26 protein-coding genes and 1 other RNA gene are annotated in these 26,422 nt (G+C 62.7%); 17 read left to right on the top strand and 10 right to left on the bottom strand.

The genetic code is table 11. The features are described 5' to 3' along the window. Positions 1–282 precede the first annotated feature (282 nt). Positions 283–645, top strand: a complete 363-nt coding sequence (locus tag NKJ37_RS07415) for a hypothetical protein (RefSeq protein WP_352556147.1) — start codon at positions 283–285, stop codon at positions 643–645. 56 nt (positions 646–701) lie between these two features. Then, complete coding sequence (locus NKJ37_RS07410; RefSeq protein WP_352610773.1) at positions 702–1,229, top strand: P-loop NTPase family protein; 528 nt, start codon at positions 702–704, stop codon at positions 1,227–1,229. A gap of 11 nt (positions 1,230–1,240) precedes the next feature. Here the strand turns inward: NKJ37_RS07410 and NKJ37_RS07405 are convergent, their stop codons facing one another. The 7 genes from NKJ37_RS07405 to NKJ37_RS07375 all read right to left on the bottom strand — a co-directional run bounded on the left by NKJ37_RS07405 (position 1,241) and on the right by NKJ37_RS07375 (position 10,710). Further along, a complete protein-coding gene (locus NKJ37_RS07405; protein ID WP_127321001.1) occupies positions 1,241–2,182 on the bottom strand; it encodes a 2-hydroxyacid dehydrogenase in 942 nt (313 codons plus the stop codon). Positions 2,183–2,211: 29 nt separating this feature from the next. After that, on the bottom strand, positions 2,212–3,843 hold the full coding sequence (locus tag NKJ37_RS07400) for an ABC transporter ATP-binding protein (protein ID WP_023811447.1): 1,632 nt from the start codon (positions 3,841–3,843) through the stop codon (positions 2,212–2,214). Beyond that, entirely contained in the window at positions 3,840–4,985 is a 1,146-nt protein-coding gene (locus NKJ37_RS07395) for an ABC transporter permease (protein ID WP_023811446.1), read from the bottom strand. The genes NKJ37_RS07400 and NKJ37_RS07395 overlap by 4 nt, the downstream gene beginning before the upstream one ends. Continuing rightward, entirely contained in the window at positions 4,985–6,082 is a 1,098-nt protein-coding gene (locus tag NKJ37_RS07390; protein WP_013527941.1) for a microcin C ABC transporter permease YejB, read from the bottom strand. The genes NKJ37_RS07395 and NKJ37_RS07390 overlap by 1 nt, the downstream gene beginning before the upstream one ends. Positions 6,083–6,112: 30 nt before the next feature. Further along, a complete protein-coding gene (locus NKJ37_RS07385) occupies positions 6,113–7,981 on the bottom strand; it encodes an extracellular solute-binding protein (protein ID WP_023811445.1) in 1,869 nt (622 codons plus the stop codon). Then, a complete protein-coding gene (locus NKJ37_RS07380; protein WP_023811444.1) occupies positions 7,981–9,861 on the bottom strand; it encodes an extracellular solute-binding protein in 1,881 nt (626 codons plus the stop codon). Before NKJ37_RS07380 ends, NKJ37_RS07385 begins: the two co-directional genes overlap by 1 nt. A 156-nt stretch (positions 9,862–10,017) precedes the next feature. Continuing rightward, on the bottom strand, positions 10,018–10,710 hold the full coding sequence (locus NKJ37_RS07375) for a c-type cytochrome (RefSeq protein WP_352439668.1): 693 nt from the start codon (positions 10,708–10,710) through the stop codon (positions 10,018–10,020). 193 nt (positions 10,711–10,903) lie between these two features. On the opposite strand from NKJ37_RS07375, the gene NKJ37_RS07370 reads away from it, so the two are divergent. Together NKJ37_RS07370 and NKJ37_RS07365 are read left to right on the top strand one after the other, a co-directional pair. Continuing rightward, positions 10,904–11,632 carry a 3-deoxy-manno-octulosonate cytidylyltransferase gene (locus NKJ37_RS07370; protein ID WP_352610767.1) on the top strand — a complete coding sequence of 243 codons (729 nt, stop codon included), beginning with the start codon at positions 10,904–10,906 and terminating at the stop codon, positions 11,630–11,632. Between the two features lie 9 nt (positions 11,633–11,641). Then, entirely contained in the window at positions 11,642–12,505 is an 864-nt protein-coding gene (locus NKJ37_RS07365; RefSeq protein WP_127293982.1) for a prephenate dehydratase, read from the top strand. Here the strand turns inward: NKJ37_RS07365 and NKJ37_RS07360 are convergent. Genes NKJ37_RS07360 through NKJ37_RS07350 form a run of 3 tightly spaced genes read right to left on the bottom strand, consistent with a single transcriptional unit; the run spans position 12,502 to position 14,250 of the window. Next, positions 12,502–12,807 carry a Dabb family protein gene (locus NKJ37_RS07360; RefSeq protein ID WP_352610766.1) on the bottom strand — a complete coding sequence of 102 codons (306 nt, stop codon included), beginning with the start codon at positions 12,805–12,807 and terminating at the stop codon, positions 12,502–12,504. The two genes, NKJ37_RS07365 and NKJ37_RS07360, sit on opposite strands and share 4 nt — an antisense overlap. A gap of 37 nt (positions 12,808–12,844) precedes the next feature. Further along, entirely contained in the window at positions 12,845–13,789 is a 945-nt protein-coding gene (gene nudC, locus NKJ37_RS07355; RefSeq protein WP_352610765.1) for an NAD(+) diphosphatase, read from the bottom strand. A gap of 41 nt (positions 13,790–13,830) precedes the next feature. Beyond that, complete coding sequence (locus NKJ37_RS07350; RefSeq protein WP_127293986.1) at positions 13,831–14,250, bottom strand: HIT domain-containing protein; 420 nt, start codon at positions 14,248–14,250, stop codon at positions 13,831–13,833. Positions 14,251–14,421: 171 nt separating this feature from the next. Here NKJ37_RS07350 and ffs point away from each other — a divergent pair. The 13 genes from ffs (at position 14,422) to NKJ37_RS07285 (ending at position 26,406) form a co-directional block, all read left to right on the top strand. Then, positions 14,422–14,518: signal recognition particle sRNA small type (ffs, locus tag NKJ37_RS07345), an RNA gene on the top strand. 105 nt (positions 14,519–14,623) lie between these two features. Next, complete coding sequence (locus NKJ37_RS07340) at positions 14,624–16,435, top strand: DNA polymerase III subunit gamma/tau (RefSeq protein WP_128305646.1); 1,812 nt, start codon at positions 14,624–14,626, stop codon at positions 16,433–16,435. Positions 16,436–16,465: 30 nt separating this feature from the next. Next, positions 16,466–16,789 (top strand): YbaB/EbfC family nucleoid-associated protein, encoded by a 324-nt coding sequence (locus NKJ37_RS07335; RefSeq protein ID WP_013527931.1) that lies wholly within the window; start codon positions 16,466–16,468, stop codon positions 16,787–16,789. A 27-nt stretch (positions 16,790–16,816) separates the two neighbouring features. After that, positions 16,817–17,206: a hypothetical protein gene (locus NKJ37_RS07330; RefSeq protein WP_127293990.1), complete on the top strand. Its 390-nt coding sequence runs from the start codon at positions 16,817–16,819 to the stop codon at positions 17,204–17,206. After that, positions 17,184–17,552, top strand: coding sequence for a hypothetical protein (locus tag NKJ37_RS07325; protein WP_352610764.1), 369 nt, complete (start codon positions 17,184–17,186; stop codon positions 17,550–17,552). Before NKJ37_RS07330 ends, NKJ37_RS07325 begins: the two co-directional genes overlap by 23 nt. Then, positions 17,479–18,411 carry a cell wall hydrolase gene (locus tag NKJ37_RS07320; protein ID WP_128305644.1) on the top strand — a complete coding sequence of 311 codons (933 nt, stop codon included), beginning with the start codon at positions 17,479–17,481 and terminating at the stop codon, positions 18,409–18,411. The genes NKJ37_RS07325 and NKJ37_RS07320 overlap by 74 nt, the downstream gene beginning before the upstream one ends. 112 nt (positions 18,412–18,523) lie before the next feature. Next, positions 18,524–19,129: a recombination mediator RecR gene (recR, locus tag NKJ37_RS07315; protein ID WP_128305643.1), complete on the top strand. Its 606-nt coding sequence runs from the start codon at positions 18,524–18,526 to the stop codon at positions 19,127–19,129. Positions 19,130–19,323: 194 nt separating this feature from the next. After that, positions 19,324–20,601 carry a lytic murein transglycosylase gene (locus NKJ37_RS07310; protein WP_128304321.1) on the top strand — a complete coding sequence of 426 codons (1,278 nt, stop codon included), beginning with the start codon at positions 19,324–19,326 and terminating at the stop codon, positions 20,599–20,601. Between the two features lie 262 nt (positions 20,602–20,863). Continuing rightward, positions 20,864–22,507, top strand: coding sequence for an ABC transporter substrate-binding protein (locus NKJ37_RS07305; RefSeq protein ID WP_128304322.1), 1,644 nt, complete (start codon positions 20,864–20,866; stop codon positions 22,505–22,507). Positions 22,508–22,525: 18 nt separating this feature from the next. Beyond that, complete coding sequence (locus NKJ37_RS07300; protein ID WP_128304323.1) at positions 22,526–23,593, top strand: ABC transporter permease; 1,068 nt, start codon at positions 22,526–22,528, stop codon at positions 23,591–23,593. Positions 23,594–23,891: 298 nt separating this feature from the next. Then, complete coding sequence (gene nikC, locus NKJ37_RS07295) at positions 23,892–24,818, top strand: nickel transporter permease (RefSeq protein WP_352773442.1); 927 nt, start codon at positions 23,892–23,894, stop codon at positions 24,816–24,818. Continuing rightward, positions 24,815–25,660 carry an ABC transporter ATP-binding protein gene (locus NKJ37_RS07290; protein WP_031213315.1) on the top strand — a complete coding sequence of 282 codons (846 nt, stop codon included), beginning with the start codon at positions 24,815–24,817 and terminating at the stop codon, positions 25,658–25,660. Before nikC ends, NKJ37_RS07290 begins: the two co-directional genes overlap by 4 nt. Continuing rightward, the gene (locus NKJ37_RS07285; RefSeq protein ID WP_352773439.1) at positions 25,657–26,406 is read left to right on the top strand and encodes an ABC transporter ATP-binding protein; all 750 of its coding nucleotides are present in this window, start codon (positions 25,657–25,659) and stop codon (positions 26,404–26,406) included. Before NKJ37_RS07290 ends, NKJ37_RS07285 begins: the two co-directional genes overlap by 4 nt. Positions 26,407–26,422: the final 16 nt, after the last annotated feature.

Here is a 26,422-nt window from a genome sequence, read left to right as displayed (position 1 = left end):
CTCAGCTATGGTACATTTTGGCCCATGGTGCTGATTTGTGCCAGTCACCCGCCGCACAGGCGGGTTTTTCGTTGATGCTCCGTCAGCCACGCGCCGGCCAAGGCTCCGAAGGAACCCGTTGCCCCGACCTCGCAGCCCTGCCGTTGTGGCAGGCAAGCTGCCGGCGGAGGGGTCCGTCGCCGCCTCGCAAACATTCTTGCTGTGAAAAAGTCCGATTTGCATGCGCGACTGATATTTGCGATCTGCTCGCATCAGGGTGGGATATCAGGAGGAGCATAGTCGATGCGCTGGAACATGATGATCTTGGCCTCTTGCCTGCTGACCGCCGGCTGCGTCGGCGGCACTTCGATGTCGGAACAGCAGGATGCGAACGTCCAGTCCTCCCTGCAATATGACAACGTGCCCTGCGACCAGTTGCTGGCGCAGCGCAACGGCTTGGCGCAGCAATACAACCTTCCGACGAGGGCCAAGCCGACCTTCTCCAACCCGGCGATGGGCTTCGGCCCGTTCACGCCTGACATGCGCTCCAAGGCCAAACGCGATACCGACAAGGCGAGCGGCGAGATCGATGCCATGAACCGGTCGATCGATCGCCGCGAATGCGGCCAGCCGGACAAGCAGAAGAAACTCGCCCTGCCTGGCTAAAGATCCGAGGCCGCCACGGGTTGAGAATCGCAGGCAACAAACCAGGGCACGATCGGATGCATCTCTCGGAGCTCGGAGACCGGATATGTATCTTGGGGCCGTCCAACAGTGGCAAGTCGACCCTCGCCAACGCGATTGCCCGCAAACGTGATCTGGCGACTATCCATCTAGATCAACTCTTCCATCTCCCGAACACGGATTGGGAAGCGCGCCCAAGGGACGAATTCATTGCCTTGCATGACGCCGCTATCGCCGGCGAGCGTTGGGTGATGGATGGAAATTATTCGGTTTGCATGCCCCAACGCTTTCTGCGAGCGACGGGATTGATCTTGTTGGATATATCGACGCCGACAAGCCTGCTGCGCTATATCAGGCGAACGCTGTTTGAGATTGAACGGCGCGGTGCCTTGGAGGGCGGGCACGACAGCATCAAATGGGATATGATCCACCATATCACCGTGGCCACACCGAAAAATCGCAACCGGTACCGGGCAATGTTCGAACAACTCGATCTGCCAAAGGTCCAGTTGTCGTCACTGCGGGCAATCAAGAAATGCTTCCGGGAGTGGGACCTGGCCCGATGAGGCTGTCCTGGCTAGTATCCCGCCTTGCGGTCCACCAGATTGTCGAGCTTTTCACCGCGTTCGAAGGCGTCCATCTGGCGCAGCATGATCGGCGCCAGATGCACCGGGTCGGAGGTCGCTGCCGCGTGCGGCGTCACGAACACTTTTGGATGCCCCCACAGCGGACTGGTCTTCGGCAGCGGTTCGACCTCGAACACGTCGAGGCTTGCCTCCTTCAGCGTGCCGTCATCCAGTGCCCGCAAAATGTCGGCATCCTTCTGCAGGCGGCCGCGCCCGGCATTGATCAGCACAGAGCCGCCGAGGCCGTTGCGTTTCCGCAGCTCCTTCAGCACGCCGTAGTTGATAATGCCCTTGGTCTCCGGCGTCAGTGGCAAAAGCACCACCAGGATGTCGGTCGCCTTGAGGAAGGGGATCAGTCCAGCCTCGCCGGAATAGGTCGCGACGCCTTCCATGGCCTTGTCGGTGCGCGACCAGCCATTGACGGCAAAGCCGAGCGACAAAAGCACCGAGGCCGCGGCGCGGCCGAGACTGCCGAGGCCCATGATGCCGACCGAAATGTCACCGGCAGGCCTCTGCTGCGGCTCGTGCCAGATCTTCTTCGGCTGCTGCGACCGGTAGAGCAGGCCCTGGCGGTGATGGTCGAGAACCCGCCAGACGACATATTCGGTCATGTACTGGGTGAGGTTGTCGGCGACGACCTTGACGATCGGCACATCGGGCAGGCCGGGATCGGCGAAGATATGATCGACGCCGGCGCCGATCGAGAAGATGGCGCGCAGATTGGGCAGCGACGACAACAGGTTCGGCTTCTGCTTCCACACCACGGCATAGGTGATCGACGGGTCGCTGGCGCCGTCGGGCTCCAGCACCACCTCGCGCTCGGCCGACAGGAGCTCGCGCCAGCGCTGCGGATGAAAGCCGGTGACGGCAAGCAGGATACGGCCTTTTTCCATTGCGGTCTTTTAGTCCCTCTCTACGCAAATCACTCGCTGACGATGCCGACCGGTGCCGTCTCGATTTTGAAGGCGGCCGAGATCAGCGCCCGAGTATAGTCGGTTTGCGGATTTTCAAAAATCTGCTGGGAAGGACCGGCTTCGACGATCCGGCCATTGCGCATGACGATGACGTCGTTGGCCAGCGCCCGGATGACTTTCAAATCATGGCTGATGAAGAGATAGGCGAGATCGTGCTTGGCCTGCAGGCTGCGCAGCAGATCGACGACCTGCGCCTGCACGCTCATGTCAAGTGCCGATGTCGGCTCGTCCAGCATGACGAAGCGCGGGTTGAGCACCATGGCGCGTGCGATGGCGACGCGCTGGCGCTGGCCGCCGGAAAACTCGTGCGGATAGCGGTTGCGTGTCGCAGGGTCTAGCCCGACCTCCTTCAGCACGGCGGCCACCTTGTCGTCGCGCTCGTCGGGCGACAGCTTCGGCTCGTGGATCTTGAGGCCTTCTTCGATGATCTCTGCGATCGACATGCGCGGGCTGAGCGAGCCGAACGGATCCTGGAAGACGATCTGCAATTCGCGCCTGAGCGGCCGCATGGCGTTGAAAGTCAGCTGGTTGATGTCGCGACCGTTGAACTGGATCGTTCCGGTCGACGAAATCATTCTTGCCAGCGCCAGGCCGAGCGTCGTCTTGCCGGAGCCGGATTCGCCAACCACGCCAAGCGTCTGGCCGGCGCGCACGGTGACATCGATGCCGTCGACCGCCTTCACATTGTCGACGGTGCGGCGGAAGAAGCCCTGCTTGATCGGGAACCAGACCTTTATGTCCTTGCCGGTCATGACAGGCTTGGCGGCGGCATTGGCGGCCGGCGGCTTGCCCTTCGGCTCGGCCGCCAGCAGATGCCGCGTATAGGCATGCTGCGGATTGGCGAAGATCTCCTTGGTCGGCCCGGTCTCGACGATCTTGCCCTTGGTCATCACGCAGACGCGGTCGGCAATCTTGCGCACGATGCCGAGATCATGGGTGATGAACAGCATCGACATGCCCTTGCGGCTCTTCAAGCCGGCCAGCAGTTCGAGGATCTGCGCCTGCACGGTGACGTCGAGTGCCGTCGTCGGCTCGTCGGCGATCAGAAGTTCGGGCTCGTTGGCCAGCGCCATGGCGATCATCACGCGCTGACGCTGGCCGCCGGACAACTGGTGTGGATAGGCATCGAGGCGCTTGTGCGGATCGCGGATGCCGACCTCGTTGAGCAAGGCCAGTGTGCGTTCCTTGGCCGGGCGGTCGGCCATGCCCTGATGCAGCTTCAGGATCTCGACGATCTGCTGCTCGATCGTGTGCAGCGGATTGAGCGAGGTCATCGGCTCCTGAAAGATCATGGTGATCTTGTTGCCGCGCACCTGCCGCAACTGCTTCTCGCTCATCGCCAGCAGGTCGGCGCCCTGGAACAGGATCTTTCCCGAGGGGTGGCTGGCGCTTGGATAGGGCAGCAGCTTCAGCACCGAAAGCGCCGAGACCGATTTGCCGGAGCCGGATTCGCCGACCAGCGCCACCGTCTCGCCCTTGGCGATGTCGAACGAGATGTGGTCGACGGCCGTCGACTGGCTACCGCCCTGGCTGAAGGCGACGCTGAGGTCCTGTACGCTGAGCAAGGGGGCTTCGCTCATCTGAAGGTCTTGCGCGGATCGAAGGCATCGCGCGTCGCCTCGCCGACGAAGACCAGCAGCGACAGCATCAGCGAGATGACGACGAAGCCGGAGATGCCGAGCCACGGCGCATTGAGGTTCCGCTGCGCCTGCTTGAGCAGTTCGCCGAGCGAGGCGGAGCCGGGCGGCAGGCCAAAGCCGAGGTAGTCGAGTGAGGTCAGCGTCGAGATCGAGCCTGAGAGCAGGAAGGGCATGAAGGTCAATGTCGCCACCATGGCGTTGGGCAGCAGGTGCCGGAACATGATGGTGCGGTTGGGCACGCCGAGTGCCCGGGCCGCGTTGACATATTCGAAATTGCGGGCGCGCAGGAACTCGGCCCGCACCACGCCGACCAGCGCCACCCAGGAGAACAGCAGCATCAGGCCGAGCAGGATGAAGAAGCCCGGCGGCAGGATGGCGGCGACGATGAGCAGGAGATAGAGCACCGGGATGGCGGACCAGATTTCGATGAAACGCTGGAACAAGAGATCCGTCCAGCCGCCGAAATAGCCTTGCACGGCGCCGGCCGCGACGCCGATCAAGGCCGAGCCGGCGGTCAGGATCAGGCCGAACAGCACCGAAATGCGGAAACCGTAGATGACGCGCGCCAGCACGTCGCGCGCCTGGTCGTCGGTGCCGAGCCAATTCCAGTTGCCGACCATGCAGGCCGGGTCGGCGGCACCCTGCGGATACTGGTTGCAGCGCTTCGTGGCGTCATACTGCCACGACGGCTTGGCCGGCGCTGCTTCCGGAATGGCGTTGTTGACGGTCTGATAGGAGTAGCGCACCGGTGGCCAGATCATCCAGCCATTGGCGTTGATCTCGTCCTGGATGACCGGGTCGCGATAATCGGTGACGGCATAGAAACCGCCGAATTTTTCCTCGGGGTAGGCGACCAGCACCGGAAACAGGATCTCGCCCTTGTAGGAGGCGATGATCGGCTTGTCGTTGGCGATGAACTCGGAAAACAGCGACAGCACGAACAGGACGAGGAAGATCCACAGCGACCAGTAGCCGCGCCGGTTGGCTCTGAAGTTCTGCAGGCGCCGCTTGTTGAGCGGCGACAGAAACGGCCGCTTTATCCGCGCGGGTGCCGCGTCCACGGGGACTGTAGCCTCCGACATCAGACGTCTCTCCGCTCGAAATCGATGCGCGGATCGACCCAGGTGTAGAGCAGGTCGGACAAGAGACCGACGAACAGCCCCAGCAGCGAGAAGATGTAGAGGTTGGCGAACACCACGGGATAGTCGCGCTCGACCACCGACCGGAAGCCGAGCAGGCCGAGGCCATCGAGGGAAAAGATGTTCTCGATCAGCAGCGAGCCGGTGAAGAAGGCCGAGATGAAGGCGCCGGGAAAGCCGGCGATGACGATCAGCATGGCGTTGCGGAAGACGTGGCCGTAGAGCACCTGCCGTTCCGACAGACCCTTGGCCCTCGCCGTCACCACATACTGCTTGCGGATTTCTTCGAGGAACGAGTTCTTGGTCAGCAGCGTCGTGGTGGCGAAGGCCGATAGCACCAGTGCGGTCAGCGGCAAGGTCATGTGCCAGAAATAGTCGACGATCTTTCCCCACCAGGACAATTGATCCCAATTGTCCGAGGTGAGGCCGCGCAACGGAAACCAGTCCCAGAAAGACCCGCCGGCAAACAGCACCATCAGCATGATGCCGAACAGGAAGCCCGGAATGGCATAGCCGACAATGACGACGCCGCTGGTCCAGACGTCGAAGGGAGTGCCGTCCTTGACCGCCTTGCGGATGCCGAGCGGGATCGAGATCAGGTAGGACAACAGCGTGATCCACAGCCCGATCGAGATCGACACCGGCATTTTCTCCAGGATCAGGTCGAGCACCGAAATGTCGCGGAAATAGCTGTCGCCGAAATCAAAGCGGGCGTAATTCCAAAGCATCATGCCGAAGCGCTCGAGCGGCGGCTTGTCGAAGCCGAACTGCTTCTCCAGCTTCTTGATGAATTCCGGATCGAGTCCCTGCGCACCGCGATATTTGGAACTGACGTCGCCGGCGGCATCGAAATTGCCGCCAGCGCCCGCGTCGCCACCACCGCCGCCGAGGCGGTCGCTGCCGCCCTGATTGGTCAGCCGGGCGATGACCTGTTCGACCGGACCGCCGGGGGCGAACTGGATGACGGCGAAGGATATCGCCATGATGCCGAACAGCGTCGGGATCATCAAAAGGATGCGGCGCAGGATATAGGCGCCCATCAGGCCTTCTGCCCTCGTTGAGCGAACATCTCAGCCTTTGCCAATTCTTGCCGCCTTGCCCTTATCGAACCACCACAGCGTCTCGACCGGAAAGCCGAAATCGGGCTTCTGTTCGACAAAGCCGAACATGTCCCAATAGGCGACGCGGTGATTCGCCAGATAGTATGTTGGAATCCAGTCGAGCCGCGCGCGCAAGACCCGGTCGAGCGCTCTGAGCGCCGTGACGAGTTCTATACGGTCTTTCGCCTTGCCGGCTGCCGCGATCAGGGCGTCGATGGCCTTGCTTTCGGTGCCCGGATAGTTGCGCTGCCCCGGGATTTTCGCCATCCGGGAATCATAGAGCATCTGCAGGCTGTCGTCGGTCGGCGTCGCCCCGATTGACCAATGCAGCAAGGCGAGATCGAAGTCGTAATTGCTGTGCCGCTGCTCATACTGCGCCGAATCGATTTGCCGGATCGATGCGTCGATCCCGATCGCCTTCATATTCTCGGACCAAGGGGTGTAGATGCGAACGATGCCGTCGTCCTCCGCCAGCATTTCGACCCGCAGCCGCTCACCCTTGTCGTTGACGACGAAACTGCCATCGCGCTTCCAGCCGGCTTGCGCAAGCAATCTCGAAGCCTCGCCCAGCAGCTTGCGGTCATGGCCCGAACCGTCGGACAGGGGCTGTGTTACCGCTTCACCGAAAACCTCTGGCGGCAACTCGGCCCGGAACGGCTCCAGCAGGGCCAATTCCTCAGGCGAGGGCAGGCCTTCGGCCTTGTAGTCCGACCGTTCGAAATTCGATTGAGAGCGCTCGTAGGAGCCGTAAAACAGCGCCCGCTTCATCCATTCGAAATCGAAGCACCTGGCGATCGCCCGCCGCACCCGCTCATCGCGGAATTGCGGACGACGCTGGTTCAGCGCGACAGCCTGCATGTCCGGCGTCTTCTCGCCGGGAAATTCCCGTTTGACGACCTTGCCGTCCTTCAGCGCCGGAAAGTCGTAGCCGGTAGCCCATACCCGTGAGGTGAATTCCTCGCGAAAATGCGTGTCGCCTTTCTTGAAGGCCTCGAATGCCGCTTGCCGGTCAAGATAGAAGTCGATGCGGATGCGGTCGAAATTGTAGAGGCCGCGGTTCACTGGCAGATCGCGGCCCCAATAGTCGGCCACGCGGTCATATTCGACAGTCTGTCCGGCCGCCACGCGTCCAATCTTGTAGGGACCCGAGCCAAGCGGCGGTGTCATGGTCGAAGCATCGAAATCATTGGCCGTATAAAAGGCCTTGGAGACGATAGGCATTCCCACGATCGCAAGGATGTTTTGCGCCGACTGCTTGCCGTTGAGGGTGAGATCGACGGTAGCGGGATCGACCGCAACCGCGTCGGTCATGTACCGCAACGCTTGGGAAAGGTTAGGATGGCCTTTGTCTTGATAAAGCTTCAGCGAAAAGACAACGTCCTGCGCGGTCAGCGGCGAACCGTCGTGGAAACGCGCTTGCGGTCGCAGCGCGAAGCGGAAACCGTTGCGGTCCGGCGACAGGGTAACGGTTTCGGCAAGCAGGCCGTAGGCCGCATCCGGCTCATCGAGCGCGCTTGTCATCAGGGAATCGAAACAAAGTTCGGTACGCGGCGGCGCCTCCCCCTTCAACACCAGTGAGTTCAATGTGTTGAAGGTCAGGAAGCTCTGATTGAGGGTCGAGTTCGGCGGCGCGAAATTCATCTGGCCACCCTTTGGGGCGTCCGGATTGACGTAGTCGAAATGCGCGAAACCGAGCTTGTATTTGAGGTCGCCGAAGGCCGACAGGCCGTGCAGCTTGGTGCCGGTCGCAGTGTCGGCGAAGGCCTTGCCGGGCAGCAAGGCGGCGGCTGCCGCGGCACTGCCCAGGGCGAGAAAGTCGCGGCGGGCAAGGGCCGCCATCAATTGCCACCCTTGTATTTGGCCGCCAGCGCCTTCTCCTTGTCCGGGTCGATCCACCAAGAGTCCAAATCGACGCCGAGATAGGTTGGCTGTTTTTCAGGCATTGCGAACTTGTTCCAGTATGCGGCCCGAACTTTCCCCAGGTGCCATTGCGGCACCATGTAGAAGTTCCAAAGCAACACTCGGTCAAGGGCATGGGTCGCAGCCATCAGGTCGTCTCGGTCCGTTGCAAAGATGACGCGGTCGATCAGTGCGTCGACGACAGGATTCTTGATGCCGGCCAAATTTCGTGATCCGGCCCTGTCCGCAGCTGTGGAACTGAAAAAGTCGCGCTGTTCGTTGCCGGGTGAGTTGGATTGCTGAAAACCTGCGAGCGCCAGCATATCGAAGTCGAAAGCGCGAGTACGGTTGGTGTATTGGCTGTCATCGACAATGCGCAGCGTTGCATCGATGCCCAGCCGCCGCAAATTGTCGATGAAAGGCGAGGCGACCCGCTCGTCAACGGGATCGTTGCCGAGGAACTCGATCTTGAACACTTCGCCGGTCTTCGCATTCACCAGCTTTCCGGCCTGATTGACCCAGCCGGCTTGCTTGAAAAGCTCGTAGGCCTTGCGCAAATTCTCGCGACCCGATTGTGGCGTGTCGTAGACCGGCAGCTTGAATTCCTGCTTGAACAGTTCAGGTGGCAACTTGTCTCGAAACGGCTGGAGTATCTCCAACTCCTTGCCCTGTGGCAGGCCGGTCGAGGCCAGATCGCCGCCTTCGAAATAGCTGTCTGTGCGCGTATAGGCGCCGAAGAAAATGGTTCGGTTCATGCTCTCGAAATCATACGCGTAGGTGAGTGCCTGGCGTACGCGTACATCCTGGAACAGCGGGCGGCGCGTATTTATCAAATAGGACTGCATGGGTTCCGGTGAGGTTGTGGGGAACTCCTTTTTGATGACATCTCCGGATTTGATCGCCGGAAAGGTGTATTCGACCGCCCAACGCTGGGCGCGTGTCTCGGCGCGGAAGTCTTCGAACCCCCCTTTGGTGAAGGCCTGCCAACCGGCGTTGTCGTCAAGGAAATAGCTGAAACGCTGCCTGTCGAAATTCTCGCGGCCGATCTTCACTGGCAGTTTGGCGCCCCAATAGTCCGGCACACGCTGCCAGACGATTTCGGAACCCGGCTTGAAACTCGCGATCTTGTAGGCCGCTGACCCCAGCGGCGGCTCCAGAGTCGTCTTGGTGATGTCGCGCTTCTTGCCGCTGGCGTCGTTGCCCTCCCACCAATGCTTTGGCAGAACGACGAGATCGCCGAGAATCTTCGGCAGTTCCCTGTTGCCTTTCTGATTAAAGTGGAACTCGACCTCGCGATCAGAGACCGCGACCGCGTCGGTGACGTTCTCAAAATAGCGGTTATACAACGGGCTGTTGGCCTTCAGCACCTGGAACGACCAGATCACGTCGTCGACAGTGATCGGCTGGCCGTCGTGCCATTTGGCGCGCGGGTCGAGGCGGTAGGTCGCGGAGGAATAGTCGGCCGGATACTTGTAGGCATCGGCGATCAGTGGGTGGCTGGTGCTGCCTTCGTCGGTCGCCTGCTCCATCAGCGTGTCGTAGAGTAGGCCGCCGCCGAATCCCACGAGGCCGGCCGCCGGCGATCCCTGCACGATATAAGGATTGAAGTTGTCGTAGGTGCCGATCACCACCCGGTTCAGCGTGCCGCCCTTGGGCGCGTCGGGGTTGACGTAGTCGTAGTGCTGGAAATTGGCGCCGTATTTGGACTCGCCGATCAGCGATGACGTGGTGCGCCATTCATCGGCGAGGGCAGCCTGCAATCCCGCCGCCAGAAGGGCTGCCGCCAGCAACGACTTGAGAAGCGTTCGGCCAACCGTCATGCACTATCCTCTTCGCAATGCCCGTTCATCGGCAATCTAGATGATTTGGCGCCCGTGAAAACCGCCATGCGCGGCTTTGTCGCCGCCTATGCGGTTTTCCCAACAAAAAAGCCGGGCTGAACCCGGCTTTTTCAAGGTCGTCGAGATGATATCTGACTATTGGGCAGGCGCCGGTGCGGGTGCGGCCGGAGCCGGGGCGGCAGGAGCGGCCGGTTTCGCGGGCGCGGCACCATCAGCCGGCTTTGCCGGAGCGGCTGCATCGGCAGGCTTGGCGGGCGCGCCTGCATCGGCGGCGGCACCCGGTGCCGGCAGCGGCTTGGGATTGTCGGACAGCGTGCGCAGATAGGCGATGACGTTGGCGCGGTCTTCTTCCTTCGGCAGGCCGGCAAAGCCCATCGCCGTGCCTTTAACGTCCTTCTTGGGCGACGTGATGAAGTGGTTGAGGTTATCGTAGGTCCACTTCTCTGTGCCGCCCTTGGAATATTCCTTCATGCCCGCCGAATAGGCGAAGCCCTCGTGAGAGGCGACCGGACGGTCGACGATATCCCACAGATCGGGGCCGACCTTGTTAGGACCGCCCTTTTCGCCGGAATGGCAGGCTTGGCACTTCTTGAAGATGGCAGCGCCCTGTTCGGCATTTGCATTGGCCAGAAGATCTGCGATCGGCTTTTCGGCTGCGGCAGGAGCGGCCGGGCCGCCTTCGGCGGGCTCCGCGGCCTCGATGGCGAAGCCGGGCTTTTCCGGCGCCGGCGAGGCAAACAGCGCATCGGACACAATGCCGACCGAAAAGACCACGAAAACGGTTCCGAGCAATCCGGCGAGCAGTTTGTTGACTTCGTTGGAATCCATACGCCCCTTGCTCCCTTTTCCGGCGGACAGAACCGTCCACTCCGTCCGTCGGTATCGTGACCCGTCCTGCCAGGGCGGTCAAATCGGGCGGAAACTAGGTCTTTTGCTGCGGCGTTGCAACACCTATAAGGGCGCTTCCAGTGAGACCTTTTGCCACTTTCCCTGTCCTCTTTCGAGACGCCTTGCACCCGAAATGTCCACGCTGATCCTGATCCCGGCCCGCATGGCTTCGACCCGCCTGCCGGGCAAGCCGCTGGCCGACATCGCAGGCGCCCCGATGATCGTCCATGTCGCCCGCCGTGCCGCCGAAGCCGGCCTCGGCCGGGTGGTGGTGGCGACCGACACGCAAAGCGTGGCGCAAGCGGTGCGCGCGCATGGTTTCGAGGCCGTGATGACGCGCACGGATCACGAATCCGGCTCCGACCGCATCCACGAAGCGCTGATCGCGCTCGACCCCGGGCGCAAGGTCGAAACCATCGTCAATGTGCAAGGCGACCTGCCGACCATCGATCCGCAGATCATCGCCGCGTCGCTCAGGCCGTTCGAGGACAGGGCGGTGGACATCGCCACGCTCGGCGTCGAGATCGTCCGCGACGAGGAAAAGACCAATCCCAATGTCGTCAAGATCGTCGGTTCGCCGCTTTTCGGCAGCAGGCTGAGGGCGCTCTATTTCACCCGTGCCACGGCGCCTTGGGGCGAGGGGCCGCTTTACCATCATGTCGGCCTCTACGCTTACCGCCGCGAGGCACTCGAGCGCTTCGTCGCGCTGAAGCCGTCGCCGCTCGAACGGCGCGAGCGGCTGGAACAGTTGCGGGCGCTGGAAGCCGGCATGCGCATCGACGCCGAGATCGTCCAGTCGCTGCCGCTCGGCGTCGACACGCCGGAAGACCTCGAACGCGCCAGACAGATCCTTTCAACCTGAGATATCGGCATGCCTGAAAAGACCAACAGAATATCCTTCCAGGGCGAGCCGGGCGCCAATTCCGACACCGCCTCCCGCAACGTCTATCCATCGATGGAGCCCTTGCCGTGCCCGACCTTCGAGGATGCGTTCAACGCGGTCGAGACGGGGAAGGCCGACCTCGCCATGATCCCGATCGAGAACACCATTGCCGGGCGCGTCGCCGATATCCATCATCTCCTGCCGGAATCGAAGCTGCACATCATCGGCGAATATTTCCTGCCGATCCATTTCCAGCTGATGGTGCTGCCGGGCGTCAGGCGCGACGAGATCAAGACGGTGCACAGCCACATCCACGCGCTTGGCCAGTGCCGCAAGTACATCCGCAAGAACGGCTGGAAGGCGATCGTCGCCGGCGACACGGCTGGTGCCGCCAAGATGGTCTCCGAGGTCAAGGACCGCACCATGGCGGCGCTGTCGCCGGCGCTGGCCGCGACCCTCTATGGGCTCGATATCATCGAGCAAAATGTCGAGGACACCGACAGCAACGTCACCCGCTTTGTCGTCCTGACCAAGAACAAGCAATGGGCCGAGCGCCCGTCACCTGACGTCAAGATGATGACGACCTTCATCTTCCGCGTCCGCAACGTGCCGGCCGCGCTCTACAAGGCGATGGGCGGCTTCGCTACCAACGGCATCAACATGACCAAGCTGGAGAGCTACCAGTTGGGGGCGTTTACGGCGACGCTGTTCTACGCCGACATCGAGGGCCATCCCGACGATCCGCTGGTCAAGCTGGCGCTGGACGAGCTCCGCTTCTTCTCACGCGAAGTGCGGATTCTCGGCGTCTATCCGGCCAGTGAGTCGCGTGAGCAGTGGAAGGTTGCGGACTAGATCACCGCGCCCAGCGGCACATAGTCGATCTCCATGAAGGTCTCGACCTCCGGCACCCAGCGGTCGCGCACGAAGGCGACATGGTCGGGATGGTCGTTGTACCTGTTGTAGGCGGCCTGGTCGGCGAACTCCATCGAGAAGCCGAAATGATAGTCATTCTTGGGGCTGATCTGCCGCAATTGCTCGAAATGCGTGACGCCTCTGATCGCGGTTAGGATTTTCTTGGCGTCGACCAGGAACCGCTTTTCCTCCAGCGAATGCGGCGGATGCTTCAGCGTGAAAACGACGGTGTGACGGATCATGTTCTGCTCCTGCAATGTCTTTCGGTGTTCGCTGCCATCATTCTGAATCGACCCAGGCGCGGATGAGGTGATGCGCAATGGCGCCTTTCGGCGGCGTGACCAGATTGTCCTTGTGCGTCCTTTCCAGCATCAGGCGCACCTCGTCGCGAAAAAACCAGCGGCAGTCCTCAAGCTCGTTGAGGTCGGCCTGGATATCGTCGTTGAGCGGTTCGCCGAAGCAGCCGATCATCAGTGAATAGGGAAACGGCCAGGGCTGGCTGGCGTGGTAGACGACGCGGCCAAGCCGGATGCCGGCTTCCTCCAGCGTCTCGCGGCGCACCGCCGCCTCGATCGTCTCGCCCGGCTCGATGAAGCCGGCAAGGGCGGAGTACATGCCCGGCGCGAAATGCCGGCCGCGCCCGAGCAGGCATTTTTCCCGCGTCGCCGTCAGCATGATCGCCACCGGGTCGGTGCGCGGAAAATGCTCGGTGCCGCAATTCGGGCAATGGCGCTTGTAGCCGCCGGCCCGCATCTGCGATTCGGTGCCGCATTTGCTGCAGAAGCGATGGCTGGCATGCCAGGCAAGCAGGGCCGCCCCTTGCGCCATCGCGCCAGCCGCCGCCTCGTCGATCAGCCCTTGCATGTAGACCGAGCGGTAGTCGATGGCCTTGACTGTTTCCGGAAGCTGTTCGGGTTCGACGCCGGCGGGCACGGCCAGCACCGGTCCTCGTTCGGAAAAGCCGAGCAGGATGCCTTGCGCCAGGAAAACCTTGAAGGGCTCGCTCTCGGTCGCGCCGAACCAGGGGTCGAGGCCGCCGCCAGCGCCGAGCTTCAGATAGAGCCGGCCGCCATGCATCAGAAGCAGCCGCGTCGCCGGGTCGGCCAGCGCCTTGTCGACCGAATCGTCGGCGCGGTTCTCGGACTGCCGGTCGATCGTGTTGCCGGCGAAGCCGACGAACTGGCTCGGCTCGCGCAAAGGCGCGTCAAACAGGCGGAAGCTCATGGGGACTCTGGAATATGTTGAGGGATGGACACTGGGAACGCTTATAGCGCCGCCTTGATCGTTTCGGCAAACCGTCGCAAGTCGGAACGTTGATAGGGCTCTCGCAGACCATGTCCCCACACAGGGCCTGGCCAGCCGGGATCGCCTTCCGAACGCGCGATGACATGGATGTGCAACTGGCGCACGATGTTGCCGAGCGCGCCGGTGTTGATCTTGGTGCAGCCGGTCGCCTTCTTCAGCGCCTGCGCCACCATATTGGTCTCGAAGGTCAGCATCGTCTGGTCGAGCGGCGTCATGTCATGGATTTCCTCCGCGCCGGGCCGCTGCGGCACCAGCAGCAGCCATGGCCAGCGGCGGTCGTTCATCACCCGCAATTCGCACAGCCCAAGCCACATCAACTGTTCGCTGTCCGCCTCCAGCCGTGCGTCCAGCGTAAATCCGGCCTCCAGGCCCGGCAGCATCGGCGTTTCCCTTGCTTTTCTTGGTTTGCTCAACACATGAAGGCTAGAGCGGCGGCAAGGGGGCTGCAAGCGAATCATTGCGCCCCTCACCCATTGGTGCGCCAATTCCATATTTTTGCGATTTCTTCGGCGGACTTGCATTTCGTCGCGCAATTGCCGATATGGAAAGCGGGAGGTTGGTGGTGGACGATCCACTCGCCAACCGGGTCAGGTCCGGAAGGAAGCAGCCCTAACGAGCCCGGAACGGGTCATTGTTCCAGCCTCCCACCTCATCGGCCCCTCTCGCGACATTGACGACGCATTGCAGCGCGGGCGAGACTACGCGCAGGAATCGGCCGCCTTCGGGCGCGGCCATTTGGAGCTTTACGGGCGTATGAGCGAAGCCGGAAATTCGGGACCAAAAAGCCTGGAGATAGGCAAGGCCGCCGCCTATCGCGTGCTGGCGCGCAAGTACCGTCCTTCGAACTTCTCCGAGCTGGTCGGCCAGGAGCCGATGGTGCGCACCCTCACCAATGCCTTTGCCACCGGCCGCATCGCCCAGGCCTGGATGCTGACCGGGGTGCGCGGCGTCGGCAAGACCACGACGGCGCGCATCCTCGCGCGGGCCCTGAATTATAAAACCGCTGATATCGACCAGCCTTCGGTCGACCTCGCGGTGCTCGGCGAGCATTGCCAGGCGATCATGGAGGGCCGCCATGTCGACGTCATCGAGATGGACGCCGCCTCGCATACCGGCATCGACGACATCAGGGATATCATCGAGCGCGTGCGCTATGCGCCGGTGTCGGCCCGTTACAAGGTCTATATCATCGACGAAGTGCACATGCTGTCGACGCAGGCCTTCAACGGCCTGCTGAAGACGCTGGAAGAGCCGCCGCCGCACGTCAAATTCATCTTCGCCACCACCGAAATCCGCAAGGTCCCGATCACTGTCCTGTCGCGCTGCCAGCGCTTCGACCTGAGGCGCATCGACGCCGGCGCGCTGGTCGCGCATCTCGGCTCGATTTCGGCCCAGGAAGGCATTGCGGTCGACGACGACGCGCTGGCGATGATCGCGCGCGCCGCCGAAGGCTCGGCCCGTGATTCGCTCTCCATCCTCGACCAGGCGATTGCCCATGGCGCCGGCACTGTCGGTGCCGCGGCTGTGCGGGCGATGTTGGGACTTGCCGACCGCGCCCGCATCGTCGACCTGTTCGAACATGTGATGAAGGGCGATGTGGCGGCAGCGCTCGGCGAATTCCGCGCGCAATACGACACCGGCGCCGATCCGGCAGCCGTGCTGACCGATCTTGCCGAGTTCAACCACCTCGTCACCCGGCTGCGTTTCGTGCCGACGGCCATCGAGGATGCCTCGCTGTCCGAGGACGAGCGGCAGCGCGGCGCCGATTTCGCAAGGACGCTGTCGGTCAGGGTGCTGTCGCGGACATGGCAGATGCTGCTCAAGGGCATTCCCGAAGTGCAGTCCTCCAACCGGCCGGTCAGTGCCGCCGAAATGGTGCTGATCCGGCTGGCGCATGCCGCCGACCTGCCGACGCTGGACGAGGCGTTGAGATCGCTCGAGGGCGGAGCGTCGGTCCAAAGCGGCGCGCCGCGCCCGAATGGCGCGCCTGCAAGTTCCGGCAACGGCGGTGGCGCCGGCGCGGTGGCGCAGACGCGCATGCCCGCCGGTCCTGGCGGTGCGCAGACCATGCGGCTGGTCGAAGCCTCGCCTGCTGCCGTTGCCTACGTCGCTCCTCCGGAGCCGGCCATGGAATCGGCGCCGCTGAAATCGCTGGCCGACATCATTGCGCTCGCCGATGCGCAGCGTGACATCGCCTTCAAGGTGCTGGTCAAGAGCTGCATCCGGTTTGTGCGCATCGAGCCCGGCCGCATCGACGTCGGCCTGACCGGCGATGCGCCCAAGATGCTGCTCAACGACCTGACGACGAAATTGCGCGCCTGGACCGGCCGCAGCTGGCTGGTCTCGCTGTCGAAGGAAGAGGGCGGCCAGACGCTCGCCGAAATGGAATCGGCCAAGCGCGAGACGGCTTTTCTCGATGCCAAGAGCGACCCGACCGTGGCCGCTATCCTGGCGCGCTTTCCCGGCGCCAAGATCATCGACGTGCGCATTCCAGACGCGCCGGAAGCCGAAACGACAGAGGCTGAAGTGCCGGTCGAGCCGCCGGCTGACGACGATGAACCCTAATCCAGCCACGAATCCGCAAAGGACCCGACCATGAAAGATCTTCTCGGCCTGATGGGCAAGGCGAAGGAAATGCAGGCCAAGTTCCAGGCCATGCAGGACGAGATCGCCACGCTGGAAGCGTCCGGCCAGGCCGGCGGCGGCCTGGTCAATGTGACGCTGACCGGAAAATTCGAGATGAAGTCGCTGAAGATCGATCCGTCTCTGTTCAAGGAAGACGATGTCGAGATCCTGGAAGACCTGGTGCTGGCCGCTCACAACGACGCCAAGACCAAGGTCGAGCAGATCATGCAGGAAAAGACCAAGGCGCTGACCGCAGGTCTGCCGATCCCGCCGGGAATGAAACTGCCCTTCTAGCATTCGGCGTGCGCGCCCATCATCGACATGACCGAAGAGCCCTCCGAAAGACTGATCGAGCAGCGTATCCGCAACAGGATCTACGAGATCCTGGAAATCCTGGCCGATTGTGACGACGGCGTCGATCTCGTCGGCATCAAGGGTTATTTCTATCTGTTCGAGGATTTCGTCCATCGCCCTTCGATCGAAGCCGGCACATCGGCGCTTTCGAAGGACGAGCGCGCGATCGTGCTGGAGATCGCCGAATTCCTGGAGGCGGCAAGCGAGACAAATCCGGACTTCACCAAGGCTGAGTTCATTGACAGCGACTGGCCGGGAAAGATCGCCCCGACGGCCAGGGAGGCGCGGACGCTGTTCCTCCGGCGCGGCCTGTTTTCGGAGAAGGTCGAGGAGCTTGAGCCTGGCCAGCGGCCGTGATTGCGGCCGGGCTGCAGACCGGTTCCAGGAGAAATTAACAGCGTTTGCCCGGGAAAAGCGCGTAGTGCTTTCCCTTGGGGCAATTGCGGCGAAACAAAGAGAGAGAGGTCATCGCCTTTGTGAAATGATGGGTGCGATCTATCTGGAAAACCAGGAAATTGTGCCAATTTGGCAACAGCGCGTTGTTAATAACGTTTTGGCCATCATTTTGCCCGAAAGTGTCTCATTCTTGCCGCAGCCTGGGGGCGGGCACGAAGTGAGAGGGTTACCTGTTGATTTCTACGCGATGGAAGACGCCGCTGTTGCTCGGCGCCGTCATTTCACCCCTGTTTTTGGCTGCCTGTAGCCAGACCACTTCACACGGCATGTCCGTCGCCAGCCTGACCGACGCCATCACGCCGGGTTTCCTGAGCTCCCGGGCGTACAGCCACACGCCGAAGGACAAGGAATGCCTGGAACGGGCGATGTTCTTTGAATCCAACCGCTCGAGCCGCGACGGCATGATCGCGGTCGGCACGGTGGTGATGAACCGGCTGCGCTCCGGCAAGCACGGCAGCACCATCTGCGCGGTGGTGGGCGAGCGCGGGCAGTTTGCCCCCGGCGTCATGACAAGGCCGATGAATTCACGCGCAATGCCCGATGTCGAGGAAGCCGCCGACGCGGTGCTGAAGGGGGAGCGCAAGTCCAAGCTCAAGAACACCATGTTCTTCCACACCGCCGGCCTACGCTTCCCCTACAAGAACATGCACTACACCATGGTTGCCGGCGGCAATGCCTTTTACGAGAAGCGCGGCCGCAACTGGCAGCCGCTGCCGGACGAGCCGCAGGTCGCCATTGCCTCGGCGGCGCCGCAGAAGCCAGCGGAGCCGGTGACGATGGTCGCGTCCGCCGAGCCGGTGCGTCCGGCCAAGCCGGCCACCGTCCGGTCCGCTCCTGCCCAACAGACCTATATGACCGCGGCCGCCGCGCCGGCCGCGAAATCTGCGCGTGTCTCGGCGGAGCCGACGGTGGTGGCGATGCAGGAGCCGATGGAGGAACCGGATGCCGCCCGTTTTGGCGGAACCTTGAACACAAGGACGAGGGTCATCTCCTCGGTCGAGGAAGCGCCGCAAGAGGCGTCTATGGGTTTCCAGTCGACGCCTGAGAACACCGACGCTGTCGGCGCGATGATCGTCAGCCAGGGCCGGCCGCTCGAAACCAACTGATCTGCTCTCCATGATCCCATGGGCCCCGCCCATTTTGGTCCGCCAAGGCCAATATGGCGGTCATGCGTATGCGGATGTTCCAAAGCGCTCTGAAAAATCCTAGATCAGAGCGATGTCGAAGCGAATCGCCGGTCCCGAGATCGAACGTCTGATCCAGCTCCTGGCCAAGGTGCCGGGGCTGGGTCCCCGTTCGGCCAGGCGTGCCGCCCTTCATCTGATCAAGAAGAAGGAGCAGCTTCTGTCGCCGCTGGCCGCCGCCATGGCCGAGGCGGCCGACAAGGTGCGCATCTGCTCGACCTGCGGCAATGTCGATACATCGGACCCTTGCATGATCTGCACCGATCCGCGCCGAGATGCCGGCACCATCATTGTCGTCGAGGACGTCTCCGACCTGTGGGCGCTGGAGCGCGCGGCGGCGATGAATGTGCGTTACCACGTTCTCGGCGGCACGCTGTCCCCGCTCGACGGCATCGGCCCCGAGCAGCTCAACATGCGCTCGCTGATCGACCGCGTCGCCGGTGGCGAGGTCAAGGAGATCATCCTCGCCGTCAATGCTACGGTGGAGGGCCAGACGACCGCGCATTACCTCACCGATCAGCTGTCCGGCTTCGATATCAAGGTGACACGACTGGCGCATGGCGTGCCTGTCGGCGGCGAACTCGACTATCTCGACGAGGGCACGCTGGCCGCGGCGCTGCGCTCGCGGACGGCGTTTTGACAAAGTTGCGGCAGAGGATGCGGATCATGATTGTTGCGCATCCGTCGAGGCTGGTGCCAAGCACCCCCCTCTGTCCTGCCGGACATCTCCCCCGCAAGGGGGGAGATCGGATGTCATCTTTGTTTTCGCAAATCGCCGACATTGCAACAAGAGCGCCGCCGATGAAGCGGCCAATCTCCCCCCTTGCGGGGGAGATGTCCGGCAGGACAGAGGGGGGTGTGAAGGAACGCAAACCTCTCAGATTGGCTCTGTTTTCCTTTTTTGCAGTTCTTCTCGCGGTCCTCCTTTCCACCCCCGCCTCCGCCGCAAAGATCGACGACCAGTTTCGCGCCTGGCTGCAGAACGACCTTTGGCCGCAAGCCAGGGCGAAAGGCATTTCCAAAGCCACCCTCGATGCCGCCTTCGACGGCATCAATCCCAATCTGAAGCTGCCCGACCTGGTCAAGCCGGGCGATAAGGCGACCACGCCGCAGAAGCAGCACCAGGCCGAATTCGGCTCACCCGGCGCCTATTTCGCCGAGAAGACGGTTCGCGCGGTGACGGCGGGCGGCCGGGCGCGCGAAGCCACCAATGCCAGGACACTTGCATCTATCGAAAAGCGCTACGGCGTGCCGGGCGAAGTGCTGCTGGCGATCTGGGGCCGCGAGACCGGATTCGGCGCGGCGAAGATGCCCTACGACGCCTTCGAAGTGCTGGGCACCAAAGCGTTCATGTCGACCAGGAAGGACTTCTTCCGCACCGAACTGCTTGCTGCACTCGAGATCGTCGAGCGCGGGCTGGCTCCGGTCGGCGCGATGAAATCGTCCTGGGCCGGAGCGCTCGGCCAGCCGCAATTCATGCCGACCTCGTTCCTGAAACATGCCGTCGATTTCGACGGCGACGGCCGCGCCGACATCTGGAACTCGACGCCGGACGTGCTGGCCTCGATCGCCAATTATCTCGTCCACTATGGCTGGGTAAAGGGCCGTGGCTGGGGTTTCGAGGTGATGGTGCCGGAAAGCGTTTCCTGTTCGTTGGAAGGCCCGGACCAGGGCAAGAAAATCTCCGAATGGGCGGCAATGGGCGTTAGGCGCGTCGGCGGCAAGCCGTTTCCAGCGAGTGAGATGAAGGCCGAAGGCTTCCTGCTGATGCCGGCAGGGCGCAGCGGTCCGGCCTTTATCGCCACGCCCAATTTCTACGTGCTGAAGCAGTACAACACCAGCGACCTCTACGCGCTGTTCATCGGCCATGGCGCCGATCGCATCGCCCATGGCGATTCGAATTTTGCCGGCAGCTGGGGCGCGGTCGGCGGGCTCCACCGTTCGGACATAGCCGCTCTGCAACGCGCGCTGGAAGCCAAGGGCTATGACGTCGGCAGCGCCGATGGCCTGCCCGGCTTCAAGACCCGCCGTTCGATCGGCATTTGGCAAGCCAAGAACGGCCGCGCCGCCACCTGCTTCCCTGACACCAGCCTGGTCGCGGCGCTGAGATAGCCGCGACATTCGCCAGATTATCCTCGATCGGCAGCCTCGATTGGCTGGCCGATGCGTCGACATCCCACCGGCCTTTCTGGCCCATTGAGCCATCGTATAAATGCTCGTTGCCCGCCACGAGGCTGCCGGATATGGTGTTGACCAACTGGACAAAAACCGCAACGGTAAGAGATCACTGGGGCCTTCTCCAGGCCCGAAAAGAATTGCACAATCCTGAGCCGGGAACTCAGGTCAACAAACAACAAAACAGGGAACAATCACGATGATGATGGAAAAGTTTGCTCTACGCTCTCGCTTCCTGCTGGCGGGTGCAGCCATGTCCGCGCTGCTTCTGGCCGGCGCGCCCGCCGGTGCGGTCACGCCCGCCGACACGCTGGTCGAAGGTTTCGCGATCGACGACATCATCTCCATGGATCCGGGCGAGGCGTTCGAGCTGTCGACCGCCGAGGTCACCGGCAACACGTATGATCTGCTTGTCCGTCTCGACCTCAGCGACACCTCCAAGGTCAAGGGAGACCTTGCCGAAAGCTGGACCGTCTCCGATGACGGCCTGACCTACACATTCAAGCTCAAGCCCGGCCTGAAATTCGCTTCCGGCAATCCGATCACCGCGGCCGACGTCGCCTGGTCGTTCGAACGCGCCGTCAAGCTCGACAAGAGCCCGGCCTTCATCATCGGCCAATTCGGCATCAGCGGCGACAACGTCGCCGAGAAGGCCAAGGCGGTCGACGAGACCACCTTCCAGTTCACCGTCGACAAGGCCTATGCGCCGAGCTTCGTGCTGAACTGCCTGTCGGCAACGGTTGCATCGGTGGTCGACGCCAAGCTGGTCAAGGAACATGTCGCTGCGGTGACGCCGAGCGCCGACTACAAATGGGACAATGATTTCGGCAATGCCTGGCTGAAGACCGGCTATGCCGGCTCCGGCGTCTTCAAGCTGCGCGAATGGCGGGCCAATGAGGTGGTCGTTCTCGAGCGCAACGATAATTACTACGGCGAGAAGGCCAAGCTTGCCCGCGTCATCTACCGCAACATGAAGGAAAGCTCGGGCCAGCGCCTGGCGCTCGAGGCCGGCGACATCGACGTTGCCCGCAATCTCGAGCCGAACGACCTCGACGCCATCGCCAAGAACGCCGATCTCATCTCGACCAGCGCGCCGAAGGGCACGGTCTATTACATCAGCCTCAACCAGAAGAATGCCAACCTCGCCAAGCCCGAGGTCCGCCAAGCCTTCAAATACCTGGTCGACTACGATGCGCTGAGCTCGACGATCCTCAAGGGCATCGGCGAAATCCACCAGACCTTCCTGCCGAAGGGTGTGCTCGGCGAATTGGATGAGAATCCGTTCAAGTTCGATGTCGCCAAGGCCAAGGAATTGCTGGCCAAGGCCGGTCTGCCCGACGGCTTCAGCGTAACCATGGACGTACGCACCGGTCAGCCGACGACCGGCATGGCGGAATCGATCCAGCAGACGCTCGGACAGGCCGGCATCAAGCTCGAGATCATCCCGGGCGACGGCAAGCAGACGCTGACCAAGTACCGCGCCCGCAACCACGACATCTATATCGGCCAGTGGGGCCAGGATTATTTCGACCCGAATTCCAACGCCCAGACCTTTGCCTCGAATCCGGACAACTCGGATGCGGGTAAGTCCAAGACGCTGGCCTGGCGCAACGCCTGGGACATTCCGGACCTGACCAAGGAGACGGAAGCAGCGCTGCTCGAGAAGGACGCCGGCAAGCGCGCTGACATGTACAAGGATCTCGAGAAGAAGATCCTGGACACCAGCCCCTTCGTCGTCATCCACCAGCAGCTGGAAGTGGCCGGCCTGCGCAAGAACCTCAAGGGCTTTGCCCTCGGCCCGAGCTTCGACAGCAATTTCGTCGGGCCGGTGTCCAAGGAATAGTGCTCGCGGACACGCCGCATGAGCACGGTTGAAAAGGAAGTGGCGGCGGGGCGCGGCAGCGCCCGTGCCGTCGCTATTGCATCATCGCTTGGCCGTTTCCTGGTCATCGCGATCACGACCTATCTTGGTCTGCTCGCGGTCACCTTCTTCATCGGTCGCGTCATCCCGATCGACCCGGTGCTGGCGGTGCTCGGCGACCGGGCGCCGGCCAATGTCGTCGAGCGCACGCGCCGCGAGATGGGCCTCGATTTGCCGCTGGTCGAGCAGTTCTACATCTATGTGAAAAATGCCCTGAACGGCAATTTCGGTGTCTCTGTGCTGACCACCAATCCTGTCATGACCGACATTCGCCGGGCGCTTCCGGCCACGACGGAACTGGCGACGCTGGGGACGCTGATCGGCGCGCTGTTCGGCGTACCGCTTGGCGTGCTGGCCGCGGTCAGGCGCGGCAGTTTCATCGATCAGATCGTGCGTATCATCGGCCTGATCGGCTATTCCGTGCCGATCTTCTGGCTGGGACTGCTGGCGCTGGTGCTGTTTTACGCCAAGCTGCAATGGGTTGCCTTCCCCGCGCGGCTCGACATCGTCTACGAATACACCTTTACGCCGATCACTGGCTTCTATCTCCTCGACTCTGCGATGCAGGGGCAGTGGGACGTTTTTTACGACGCCTTCCGCCACATCATCCTGCCGGCCTCGCTGCTCGGCTATTTCTCGCTCGCCTATATCAGCCGCATGACGCGCTCGTTCATGCTCAACGAATTGTCGCAGGAATATATCGTCGCGGCGCGCGCCAAGGGCCTGTCGGAAACCCGCATCATCTGGGGCCACGCGCTGCGCAATGCGGCGGTGCCGATGGTGACGGTGATCGCGCTCTCCTATGCCGGGCTGCTCGAAGGTTCGGTGCTGACCGAGACCGTCTTCTCATGGCCGGGCATCGGCCTCTACATCACCAACTCGCTGCAGAACGCCGACATGAATGCGGTGCTCGGCGGCACCATAGTCATCGGCTCGGTGTTCATCGCCATCAATCTCCTCTCCGACCTTCTGTATCGGGTGCTCGATCCGAGGACGAAGGTTCAATGAGCAGAGGTATTCCACTTTCGGGCCTAGAGCAGTTCACCGTTTCACGGAAACGGCTACCCGCTCTAACTCCTTGTTTTTACGCAATTCCGGACGGAAAACCGTTTCACACTTTTCCTGGAATTGCTCCAGCTGCGGCCAATCACCCCCACTCCGGCCCTTCGGGTCACCTCTCCCCCTGCCCGGGGGAGAGGAAAAGCCGGTCGCACGCTTCGCGCCTTTCCTCTCCCCCGTCGAGCGGGGGAGAGGTGGTCTGCGAAGCAGGCCGGAGTGGGGGTCGACAGCTCCAAGAGGCATCATCATGACCGCCTCCGACGCCCGTCCTCTCTCTCGTCGCGACTGGCTGCTCAGCGAGCGGCCGGCCTCGCGCACCCAGGCGAGGCTCGGCCGCGCCTATGTGGCGTGGCGGCGCTTTTCCGCCAACCGGCTGGCCTTTCTCGGCCTGCTCATTATCATTGCCTTGCTGATCGTTGCCGCCCTTGCCGGTGTGCTGGCGCCTTATTCTCCGACGTTCGGCGACCTGAAGAACGCGCGCCTGCTGGCGCCGAGCGCCGAGCACTGGTTCGGCACCGACGATCTCGGCCGCGATATCCTGTCGCGCATCCTCTACGGCTCGCGCTGGACCCTTTATGTGGTCATCCTGGTCGCCATCATCGCGGCACCGATCGGCCTTCTGGTCGGCACGGTGGCCGGCTATGCCGGCGGCTGGACCGATGCCATCCTGATGCGCATCACCGACATCTTTCTCGCCTTTCCCAAGCTGATCCTGGCGCTGGCGTTTGTTGCAGCACTTGGCCCCGGCATCGAGAATGCGGTGCTGGCCATCGCCATCACCTCATGGCCGCCTTACGCCCGCATCGCGCGGGCAGAGACGCTGACGGTGCGCAATTCCGATTACATCAAGGCGGTGCAGCTGATGGGCGCCTCGCCCTTCCGCATCGTGCTGCGCCATATCATGCCGCTTTGCATTTCGTCCCTGATCGTCAGGGTGACGCTCGACATGGCCGGCATCATCCTGACCGCCGCCGGGCTCGGTTTCCTCGGCCTCGGCGCGCAACCGCCGCTGCCGGAATGGGGCACGATGATCGCGTCGGGCCGCCGCTTCGTGCTCGACCAGTGGTGGGTGGCCGGTGCGCCGGGCTTCGCCATCCTCATCGTCAGCCTCGGCTTCAACCTGCTCGGCGACGGCCTGCGCGACGCGCTCGATCCCCGCAGTGGTGACCAATGAGCAGGGAAACGAAGACGCTGCTCGAGGTCGACGACCTGCGCGTCACCTTCCCGACCCGCACCGGGCTGATCGAGGCGGTTCGCGGCGTCTCCTTCTCGCTCGGCCGCGAACGGCTCGGCATCGTCGGAGAATCCGGCTCCGGCAAATCGCAGACCGGCCGCGCCATCATGGGTCTGACGCCGCCGCAGGCGCGGATATCGGCCAACAAGCTCGCCTTCGACGGCATCGACCTGCTCAGCGTCTCGCCGCGCGAACGTCGGGCGCTGCGCGGCAAGCGCATCGCCATGATCCTGCAGGATCCGAAATACTCGCTCGACCCGGTGATGAGCATCGGCCGCCAGATCGTCGAAACGCTGCGCACGCATGAAAAGGTCGGCAAGGCCGAGGCGCGCGACCGCGCATTGGCCATGCTGGAGGCGGTGCAGATCCGTGATCCCTCTCGCGTCTTCAACCTGCATCCGCATGAAGTGTCCGGCGGCATGGGCCAGCGCGCCATGATCGCCATGATGCTGATCGCCGGTCCGGAAATGATGATCGCCGACGAGCCGACCTCGGCGCTCGACGTCACCGTGCAGCTTGATGTGCTCGGCATTCTCGACCGGCTGGTCAGTGAGCGCGGCATGGGGCTGATCTTCATCTCGCACGATCTGCGCCTGGTCTCATCCTTCTGCGACCGCGTCATCGTCATGTATGCCGGCAAGGTGGTCGAGCAGCTCAAGGCGTCCGAACTCGGCCATGCCCAGCATCCCTACACGCGCGGCTTGCTCAATTGCATGCCCAAGATCGGTGCCGACCGCCACCCGCTGCCGGTGCTCGACCGCAAGCCGGAGTGGGCGGCATGACTTCTGCGATTGCCGTCGACAGGCTGGAAGTGATCTTCGACCGTTTTCGCGCACTGAAGGGCGTCAGCCTCGACGTGCAGCCGGGTGAATCCTTTGGCCTGGTCGGTGAATCCGGCTCCGGCAAATCGACGCTGCTTCGGGCCATCGCCGGCCTTGCGCCGGTCGCATCGGGCAGCATCGCCGTCAACGGCAAGATGCTCGGCGCGCGCCGCGACAAGGCCTTCTACCGCGAAGTGCAGATGGTCTTTCAGGATCCGTACGGCTCGCTGCACCCGCGCCAGACCGTCGACCGCCTCCTGCAGGAGCCGCTTGCCATCCATGGCTTTGCCGACGGCGAAAAGCGCATCCAGCGGGCGCTCGACGAGGTCGGGCTGGGAAACGGCTTTCGCTTCCGCTATTCGCACCAGCTCTCTGGCGGCCAGCGCCAGCGCGTGGCGATCGCGCGTGCACTCATTCTCGAACCGTCGATCCTGCTGCTCGACGAGCCGACCTCGGCGCTCGATGCCTCGGTGCAGGCGGAAGTGCTCAACCTGTTGGAAGAGGTACGCAAGCGGCGCAAGCTGACCTTCCTGATGGTCAGCCACGACCTCGCCATCATCACCCATATGTGCGAGCGGCTGATGGTGATGCAAAGCGGCGGGGCGGTTGAGAACCTGGCGGCGGCGGATCTCGTCGAACGTCGCGTGACGAAGGACTATACTCGCAACCTGCTGAGAGCGAGCGACGGGTTTGTGAGAACCGCCTGAATTCGTCTTCCTGTGT

Source organism: Mesorhizobium sp. M0140 (genome assembly GCF_040322475.1).
Taxonomy (GTDB): domain Bacteria; phylum Pseudomonadota; class Alphaproteobacteria; order Rhizobiales; family Rhizobiaceae; genus Mesorhizobium.
This window is presented reverse-complemented; position numbering and strand designations above follow the sequence as displayed.